The following is a 7,751-nucleotide window of genomic DNA, read 5'->3' on the forward strand; positions in this document are numbered from 1 at the left end:
CTCGCGCCGCCCGGGGTGGGCGGCGGGGGTCACGTCGGGACTGGCCGGCGCCGGGTAGGTGCCGGCCGGCTCGACGGTGCGTGACCACCCCCGGCAGCACGGGCATGGCTGCGGTGGTGGGTCCGCCGCCCGGTACCCGGGTGGCGATGGTGGCGGCCGCAACGAGGTCGCGGTGCCCGGCGAATGCGCAGTGGGGGCAGGTCAGGGCCCGTCCACGAGGTTTCGGGACCCGCCGGTGGCAGGTGGGGCAGGTGGAGGAGGTGCCACGTTCGTCGACGAGTCGGACGGTGATGCCGGCGAGGGTGGCCTTGTCGGTAAGGACCTGCAGAAGTCTTCCGATCTGCCACTGCCGTAGCCGCAGGTTGTGCCGCCGCCCCGCGGCGATGTGGAGCACCCCGCGGGGGTCACCCACGTGCAGGGTCCCGATTCGCTGCTGTTGGGCCCAGGTGATGACCGTGCGGGCGGCTTCGTGTTGGGCTTGGCGGACCCGCCGCCGATGCCGGCCCTCCACCAACCGGGCCCGACGCCGGTACTGCCGCCACCGGCGTGAGCCTCGCTGGCCCGGTTTCGGGGCACGACGGGCGACGGCGCGGCGCCGGGTTTTGGTGTCGGCCAGGTGCATGCGGTGCTCGGCGCGGATCGCCCGCCCCGACACCAACAGAGCTTTCCCACCGGGACCGGCCACCGCGTACGGGTGGATGATTCCCAGGTCCACCCCGGCCACCCGGCCCGGATCCGGCTCCTCGCCCAGCGGGTACCTGGTGATCGCGACTTCGGCCGTCACGTCCAGGAACAAACGGCCACCCTCACACAGCAGGGCGATCGACCGGACCTGCTCTACCGGGTACGGCACCTCCCGCGACAGGCGCACCCACACCGGCGCGCTGCCCTTCGCCGTCGGGATCCGCACCCGACGCCCATCTAGGCTGAACGTGCCGTGATACCAGCGCACCGGCAGCAACCCCCGCCGCCGCCGCGGGAACCGCGCCGACACATCACCCGCCTGACGGCGTTTCGCGGCCGCGAACCACGCATCGGAGAACCGCCGCAACACCGACCGCGCCCCAACCGAGTCCAGCTCACCGAACGTCCCAGGCCGGGACGCGGCCAACTCCCGACACAACCCCTGATAACCCACCAGCGGCGCGTCCCCGCGGCGGCGCCGCCACGCATTGACCTCCAACACGCACGCCCACACGTCACCCGCCGAACGCAGCAGACCGAAACAGCGCCGCCGCTGCCCCGCCGTCACCCGCACCCCCACCCGAGCCGTGCGATACACGACCCGCGGCGCGGCAACATCCCGACGACGAGGCACGAACCAAACCCAACACCACCCCTACGACACTTCCCCCAACCAAAACCAACCTGGCCAACGTTAATGGCCACCGCACTAGCCAGCCGCCGAGGTCGCCGAGCCGTTCCAGGCCAGATCGTGGTCGCCGTCGCGGCGGGCGGCGGTCAGCCGTCCCAGACGAGATCGTGGTCGCCGTCGCGGCGGGCGCCGGCGGCCGGCCGGTGCGGGGCGAGCCGGCCGTCCGGCATCAGGTGGTGCACCGGCACGTCGTGGCCGAGCACCGCGACGTCGGCGATCAACCGCCGGTGGCAGCGCCACCAGACGCTCTCGCTGCACATCACCGCCGTGGTCCGGGCCGCCGCGTCGGCCAGCACCGCGCCGAGCGCCGCCCGGAAGTCCGGCGTGCGGGTGTACGCCGCGTACGCCCGGAACGCCGCCACCGTCCACCAGGTGTCCGGCTCCGGCGTGCCGGCCGGGGTGTGCCGCCGGCCGCCCAGCCGCGGCTCCCAGCGGTAGTCGATCCCGGCCCGCGGCAGCCAGCGTTCCAGCTCCTCCCGGCGGACGTCGGGGTTGGTGCGGCTGGCGGGGAACCGGCGCACGTCCACGACCAGCTCGATCCCCGCCCCGGCCAGCAGCTCGCCGAGCCGGGCCCGGTCGGCCGGCCCGTGCCCGACGGTCACCAGCGCCCGCTGCACCACCACATCCTGCCCCGAATCCTGGGCAGCTACCGTTCGCGGCGACGGTAACTGCCCAGGATCTCGACGGAGCGGTGGTCAGCCCAGGGCGCAGGGGGCGCCGTTGAGGGTGAAGGCGGTGGGTTTCGGGTTGCTGCCGGTGTGGGTGCCGTTGAAGCCGAAGCTGGTCGAGGCCCCCGGCGCCAACCCGCCGTTGTAGGAGACGTTCGTCGCGGTCACCGCCGTCCCGGTCTGGTTGTACGTCGCCGACCAGCCCTGCCCGACCCGCTGCCCGGTGCTCGGGAAGCTGAAGGTGAGGGTCCACCCGTTCAGCGTGGCGGTGCCGGTGTTCGTGATGGTGATGTTCGCGGTGAAGCCGGTGCTCCAGTCGCTGGTGACGTACCCGACCCGGCAGTCGCCGGTCGGCGTTGGGGTGACCGGGGTGGTCACCTCCAGCACCGGCGAGGCGGCCGAGCGGTTGCCGGCGCCGTCGCGCGCCCGCACCGAGAACCGGTACGTCCGCTCCGGCGTCAGCCCGGTCACCGCGAGGGAGTTGGTGGCGGCGGTCAGCAGGACCAGCGCGTCGCTGCCGACCTGCTCCTGGGTGACCTCGTAGCCGGCCAGGCCGCTGCCACCGGCGTCGGTGGCGGCGGGCCAGGTCAGGGTGAGGCCGGTCGGCGTCAGCGCCGAGGCGACCGGGGTGCCCGGCACGGTCGGTGCGGTGGTGTCCGGCGTGGCGGGGCCGGGCTCCTCGCCCCAGACCCGGGTGCCGCCGGAGTAGAGCGGCACCCTCCGGTTGGGACCGGTGTCGGCCTGGTAGGACGGGTCATTGGTCGGGTCCCAGGTGCCGCCCTCCGGCACGCCGACCTTGAACTGCACCTCCATCCGGTGCTGGGACTGGCCGGCCGGGGCGATGGTGTGCCCGGTGCAGTCCACCTCGACGTACCAGATGTCACCGGAGTGCTGCCGGGCGCTGGTCGGCGCCGGGCAGCCCTGGGTGTAGCCGGGGGTGACCTGCACCGGGCCGGGGCCGTCCGGGCGGAAGTAGTACCGGAACCGGCCGTCGGTGAGCGCCCGGGCCGGGAAGCCGGACCGGTTGTAGACGATCGCCTTCAGCCCGGTGGCCCGCGGCTCGGCCTGCATCACCGTGGTCTCCACGGTGAGCTCGTCCAGGTCCGGGGTCTCCGGGGTGGGGAAGTTCGCCAGCGGGGTGCCGCCGTACTCCTGGGCGAGCCGGGCCAGCGCCGAGGTGAAGCCGGCGTTGTAGTCGGTGGCCACCTCGTTCATCACGTAGTCGGAGCGGTTGTCGGTGTAGGCGTCGTTGGCCGCGGAGGGGCCGCCGACCAGCGCGCCGTACAGGGTGTGCCGGGTCTCGGTGGGCACGGTCTGGCTGTCCCACCAGGAGCCGTGCGCGGTGCGGTGGTGCGGGTTGCGCGGCGGGTTCGCCCCGAAGCCGATCACGTAGCTGGAGTTGCGCGGGTTGTCGCCGAGCGCGTAGCCGATCTGCCGGACGGCGAAGTCGTGGTAGCGCGCCTTGCGGGTGGCGTCGGTGGTCCGGTCGCTGTAGACCAGGGCGGCGAAGGCGGTGTTCGCGGCGTAGCGCAACGCGCCCCAGGAATCGAGCACGGCCATCCCGCCCGGCGAGTACGCCACCCGCTGCCCGTTCACCCCGACGGTCCACCAGTCCAGCCAGCGGTTGGCGTCGTCGACGTACTTCTGCTTGCCGGTCAGGTTGGCCAGCAGCACGTACGCGCCGAACTGCTTGTTGTCCCAGGCGATGGTCCACTTGTAGGACCGGGTGGTGGTCTGGTTCTCGGTGCCGAGCCTGTCGTACTCGCTCTCCGCCTTGGCCAGGTAGGCGGCCTCGCCGGTGGCCCGGTGGAGCCAGATCGCGCCCCAGACCAGTTCGTCCTGCCAGCCGCTCCAGGAGCGGTAGAAGTTCGTGGCGTCGGTGATGCACTCGTGGTAGCTCCTGCGCACCGTGTCGGCGAAGGTGTAGAGCTGCCGGGCGTGGCCGAGCAGCGTGTCGGCGTAGCTGGGGTCGGTGGGGCGGAACACCATCGAGGACGCGGCCATCGCCGCCGCCGTCTCGCCGGCCAGGTCCGCGCCGCCACAGCTGGCATCGATCTTGTACGCGGGCCGCGCCATCGGCAGCACCTCGGCCGGCCCCCACCACTTGTGGTCGTCGTCGCCCTTGCCGACCTGTCCGTAGAGGACGTTCGGCGCCGGGTGCGCCTTGATGAACCAGTCGTTGACCCAGCGCAGGTTGTCGAGCAGATGCGGGAGCTGACCGGTGGCGGCGTAGCCGGCCCGGTACTCGACCGCGCCCCAGGCGAGCATGGTGGCGCTGAACGCCATCGGGAAGCCGAACTTCACGTGGTCGCCTGCGTCGTACCAGCCGCCGGTGAGGTCGAGGCCCACGTCGGCGCCGTCGGTCACTGCCGAGTCGCCCCGCCAGGAGACCCGGTTCCAGTCCGGTAGCCGGCCGGACTGCTGCGCCTCGTAGAACAGGAGCGACTTCTGCAACGCCTCCGCGTAGTTGAACGCGGGTGCGGCGGATGCGGGCGGGGCCGGCGCGGCGACCGCGAGGGCGAGCCCGGCGGCGAGCGCGGTGCCGGCGGCCAGCAGGCGACGCGGCCAGGGTTGGTCGGCCGGTCGGGGCCGTCTCGGATGGGGCATGGCGTGCTCCTGTCGGTGGCGCCGCCGGGCGGGACGTCGGCGGATCCGACGTGGACTGCCGGCGGCGGTGGTGGGTGGGCCGCGGGGTCCGGGAGCGCTCCCATGGACAATCAGCAATGTAATCTCGCCCTCACCGATTTGGGAAGACCGGCCGGCGGCGGCGCCTCGCTTCCGCCCGCGGAGCGGGCGCAGCGTCATATCGAGCGTTTCTGTTACAGCGACACGCCTGCGGAGAGTAGTGGATTTCGCCGAACCGGCCGCTTCCGGCGGCACGTCCGCGCAGGTCAGGCCGATCACCTGATGTCGACGACGGTCACCGTCCGTGCGATCATGTGCTGTCCCCTCGATCCACTCCGGAGGAATCCTCATGCCACAGCGTCGGCGCGTGGCGCGCGCGGCCATTTCCCTCGCCGCCGCCACGGCCTGCCTCATCCCCGCCACCCCGGCCTGGGCGAGCGTCGCACCCCTGTCCCAGGCGGCCCCGGGCGGCCACAACCCTGCCGGCGACAACGGCACGGTGAAGATCGACGGCCAGGAGTTCGAGGACAAGGTCGACAACCAGCCGCACGTGACGTGCGACTTCGAGCTGGAGTTCTTCAACTTCGACACGAACCAGGCAGCCGACATCACGCTGACCGCGCAGCCGCCGTCCGGCAAGGACAAGGTGGTCTGGTCGGTCAAGAACCGGATCATCAGCACCGACCCCGCCTCCGGCGCGGAGAACGACCACGACGAGGTCATCAAGCTTTCCGCCAAGGACCTCGACCTCGCCGGCCTCACCGCGCATCCGAAGCACGGCTACCACCTCAAGCTCGACGTCGACCTGGTGGACGGCAAGTCCTCCGACGCCAAGCACAAGGTCTTCTGGCTGGCGCCGTGCGAGACGCCGGGTACCCCCACGACCACGCCGACCGGCGGGGAGACCACGCCCGGTGAGAGCACCCCCGCGACGCCGGGCGGTGACGGCGGCGGTGACGGCGGCGGCAGCCTGCCCATCACCGGCGTGGCGGCGACCAGCATCGCGCTGGGCGGCCTCGCCCTGATCGGCGGCGGCATCCTGCTGGTGCTGCGCCGCCGGCGGGACAACATCACCTTCACCAGCTGATCTGACGCAGCGCCCGAGCGGCCGCCGGACACCTGTCCGGCGGCCGCTCGCGTATCCAGCTCCGTACCGCCGACCGCCGCGCGACCCACCCCACGGCACACCCGTCGCGGTCGCCGGTGGCGTCGGGCGGGCACCACGGCGGGTCCGGGTCTGATCCGTTCCGGTCCGGGATCCGTACTCACGGGTAACCCGGTCGACGGCGCCCGGAGATACGTCACATCATCGATTATCCTGGATTCTTTGATCGCGTACGCCCAGCTCAACGCGATCGGACGCGACCGCTGGTCGCGGTCGGGACCGACTTTTCGCGGGCCTCGCGTTCCGGCATACGAACGTACTGTTGCCGGGCCGCTGCGCGGCGCGCGACAGTACGCGACACCAAGCGGTGCCATCGACGCCGCCGCTCCCCTGGACGACCCTGAGGAGATCGCGATGGCTCTACGACTCGCCGACGGCACCGCCTGGTCGGACACCCTCGCCCGCGCGGTGGCCGCCGCCCCGGAGGCGTTCGGCCCACCGGCCGACGGCGTCACCACCCTGCACAACCTCGTCGAGGGCGACTGGCGCGCGGTCGGGGCGCCCACCCCGGTACGCACCCCGGTGGACAACACCGTCCTGGTCAACCTGCCCCGGCTGGACGCGGAGAGCGCCCGGGCCGCCGTGGCGCACGCCGCCGCCGCGCACCGGGGCTGGGCCACCACCCCGCTGGCCGACCGGAAGGCCCGGGTCACCGACGCGCTCGACGCGCTCACCGCGCACCGCGACCTGCTCGCCCTGCTGCTGGTCTGGGAGATCGGCAAGCCGTGGCGGCTGGCCTGCGCCGACGTGGACCGCGCGCTGGACGGCGTGCGCTGGTACGTCGGTGAGATCGACCGGATGCTCGCCGACGGCCGGGAGCCGCTGCCCGGCCCGGTCAGCAACATCGCGTCCTGGAACTACCCGATGAGTGTGCTGGTGCACGCGGAACTGGTGCAGCTGCTGGCCGGCAACGCGGTCATCGCCAAGACGCCGTCGCAGGGCGGCGCGGTCTGCCTCACCGTGGCGCACGCGCTGATGCGCCGGGCCGGGCTGCCCGCCACACTCGTCTCCGGCAGTGGCGAGGAACTCTCCGAGGTGCTGGTCCGGGCGCCGGAGATCGGCGCGGTGGCGTTCGTCGGTGGCCGGTCCAACGGCGGCAAGGTGGCCGCCGCGCTGCTCGACTCCGACAAGCGGCACTTCATCGAGCAGGAGGGGCTCAACGCCTGGGGCGTGTGGAACTTCTCCCAGTGGGACCTGCTCGCCGGGCACCTGAAGAAGGGCTTCGAGTACGGCAAGCAGCGCTGCACCGCGTACCCCCGGTTCGTGGTCCAGCGGGACCTGGTCGACGAGTTCCTCGACATGTACCTGCCGGTGGTCTCCTCGATCCGATTCGGGCATCCACTCGCGGTGGACGAGACCTGGCGGGCCGGCGACCCGCTGCCGGAACTGGACTTCGGCCCGCTGATCAGCGCCGCCAAGGCCGACGAGCTGCGCCGCAAGGTCGACGAGGCGGTACGCGGCGGCGCGGTGCCGCTGCACCGGGGCAAGCTCGATGGGGCGCCGTTCCTGGACGGGCAGGACACCTCCGCGTACGTGGCGCCGGCGGTGCTGCTCGCCCCGCCCGGCCGGTCCCGACTGATGCACGCCGAACCGTTCGGGCCGGTCGACACCATCGTGGTGGTGGACACCACCGACGAACTGCTGGCCCAGATGAACGCCTCCAACGGCGCGCTGGTGGCCTCGCTCGCCTGCGACGACGAGGAGTTGGCCGGCAAGCTCGCGGTGGACCTGCAGGCGTTCAAGGTGGGCATCAACAAGCCCCGCTCCCGGGGCGACCGGGACGAGCCGTTCGGCGGCCGGGGCGCCTCCTGGAAGGGCGCCTTCGTCGGCGGCGACCTGCTGGTACAGGCCGTCACCCAGGGCGGCGACAACCGCCTCTACGGCAACTTCCCCGACTACAGCAGCTACCCCACCACCT

General features: G+C 72.6%; 5 protein-coding genes. 2 read left to right on the forward strand and 3 right to left on the reverse strand.

The window, feature by feature from the left end:
• The 3 genes from DLJ47_RS31345 to DLJ47_RS31355 all read right to left on the reverse strand — a co-directional run.
• Positions 1–1,318 (reverse strand): RNA-guided endonuclease InsQ/TnpB family protein (locus DLJ47_RS31345; protein ID WP_342447657.1); only part of this gene is annotated, 1,318 nt, incomplete at its 3' end.
• A gap of 143 nt (positions 1,319–1,461) precedes the next feature.
• On the reverse strand, positions 1,462–1,992 hold the full coding sequence (locus DLJ47_RS31350; protein WP_109905463.1) for a DUF488 domain-containing protein: 531 nt from the start codon (positions 1,990–1,992) through the stop codon (positions 1,462–1,464).
• 78 nt (positions 1,993–2,070) lie between these two features.
• Positions 2,071–4,650 (reverse strand): glycoside hydrolase family 9 protein, encoded by a 2,580-nt coding sequence (locus tag DLJ47_RS31355; RefSeq protein WP_109905457.1) that lies wholly within the window; start codon positions 4,648–4,650, stop codon positions 2,071–2,073.
• Positions 4,651–5,035: 385 nt separating this feature from the next.
• On the opposite strand from DLJ47_RS31355, the gene DLJ47_RS31360 reads away from it, so the two are divergent.
• A complete protein-coding gene (locus DLJ47_RS31360; protein WP_158289916.1) occupies positions 5,036–5,755 on the forward strand; it encodes an LPXTG cell wall anchor domain-containing protein in 720 nt (239 codons plus the stop codon).
• A 432-nt stretch (positions 5,756–6,187) separates the two neighbouring features.
• On the forward strand, positions 6,188–7,751 hold a 1,564-nt coding region (locus tag DLJ47_RS31365; protein WP_109905461.1), incomplete at its 3' end, for an aldehyde dehydrogenase family protein.

The sequence above is a fragment of the Micromonospora sp. S4605 genome (genome assembly GCF_003176715.1).
Taxonomy (GTDB): Bacteria; Actinomycetota; Actinomycetes; order Mycobacteriales; family Micromonosporaceae; genus Micromonospora; species Micromonospora echinaurantiaca.